The organism is Oleiagrimonas sp. MCCC 1A03011 (assembly GCF_003267965.1).
GTDB classification, from domain to species: Bacteria; Pseudomonadota; Gammaproteobacteria; order Xanthomonadales; family Rhodanobacteraceae; genus Oleiagrimonas; species Oleiagrimonas citrea.
The window spans coordinates 1-1,454 of the sequence record NZ_MSPY01000030.1 but is presented as its reverse complement, the minus strand read 5'-3'; the positions used below and the strand labels follow the sequence as shown (position 1 = coordinate 1,454).

Sequence of the window (1,454 nt, the reverse complement as noted above, 5' to 3'; positions counted from 1 at the left end):
AATGGTGTCACCATTTCGCCGCCGCCTGTCAATAGAACCATAAGCGCCCGTCGCCCCGCTGCCGGGGAGATCGGTGCCACGTAGCCATCGGTCCGACTTCCGCTGCGTTTTTTCCGGCGGGAGGATCGCGCCAGTCACCGTTCTGGTTGTCAGCCAAACACTCGTCGGTCAACGCGGGATCCGTCCAGGTGCGCGCTTGCGCTGCACAGGATGACGGGCTCTAGGTCCCAACCCTTCGTGGCTCGGTCCGCGTGCGGTCCTGCCTGCTACATGGTGGCCGGCGATCACGACCATTCAGGATCACTGGCTCAAAGCCAAACACCAGTTCCGGTCTGCGACCGCCGGCACGATCAGCCGAAGGCACGCTTCGGATCAAACTCGGTGCCGTCCCTGAGCAAGTGGTAGCACGCCCGCGCCAGCTTGTGCGCGACGGCCTTGATCGCCACCACCCGGTGCTTCGTCGCTTTCTTGCGGTCGTACCAGCTTCGTATCTGCGGATGGAAGCGGGTCGCGTAGTTGGCCGCTTCGATGTACGCCCAGCACAGGTAGCGGTTGCCACTTTTCCGATTGCCTCGACCCTTCTTCTTGCCGTTGGACAGGCGCACGCTCTCGACCATGCGGCAGTACGAGGCGTACTCGCCCACCGAGGCAAAGCGTTCGATCGGGCCGGTCTCCAGCGCGATGGTCATGCCCAGGATCGGACCGATGCCCGGCACGCTGCGCAGGCGCATCAGGTCACCGGGTCGGGGCAGATCCTTGCGGACCCATTGCTCGAGGCTGCTGATCTGCTCCTGCAGCGTCAGCCACAGCTTGTACTGCAGCAGCACGCCATAGCGTGTGCTCACGTCCGGGAATAGCGCTTCCAGTTCATCCGGTGCGATGCGGCGCAGGGCGTTGGCCGACAACTGCTTGCCGGTGCTGCGGCTGAAGCTGGACTGGATCGCCAGCATCAGTTGCACGGCCTGGCGCACCAGCATGAAGCGCCGGCGCAGCAGATCACGCGTGGCGCGTTGCTCGCGCGGGTAGATGTAGCCTTCGGGCAGCAATCCCAGTCGCAGCAGCTGGGCCAGATGCAGGGCATCGGAGTGGTCGTTGCCGTGCTTGAGGCCGTCGTATTGCGGCACGGCCGAGGTGTGCACCAGGCGCACGTCGTAACCGTGTTCCATCAGGCCGTCGACCAGCCAGTACCAGTTGTAGGTCGATTCGACGGCCACGCTGGCCAGCTCGGCACGGAAGGGCTCGAAGTCAGCCAGGATGCGCGAAAGATCGTTCGGACGACGGCACTGCAGCAAAGGCTTGCCAGCCTCGTCCATCACCGCCAGCACGCTGTTGTTGGAATGCAGGTCGATCCCTGCGTAAAGTGACATGGCTGCCTCCTGTCGCGGGCGACGCTTGGGTGTAGGAACCACAAACGTACCGCCTCGCGCAGGGGGCGGCGACATGAGTCTTCAGGG

General features: G+C 64.2%; 1 protein-coding gene. It reads right to left on the bottom strand.

Annotation, left to right across the window (positions count from 1 at the left end; genetic code table 11):
* Positions 1–350: 350 nt before the first annotated feature.
* Positions 351–1,367 (bottom strand): IS110 family transposase, encoded by a 1,017-nt coding sequence (locus BTJ49_RS15200; protein ID WP_113066266.1) that lies wholly within the window; start codon positions 1,365–1,367, stop codon positions 351–353.
* Between the last annotated feature and the right edge of the window lie 87 nt (positions 1,368–1,454).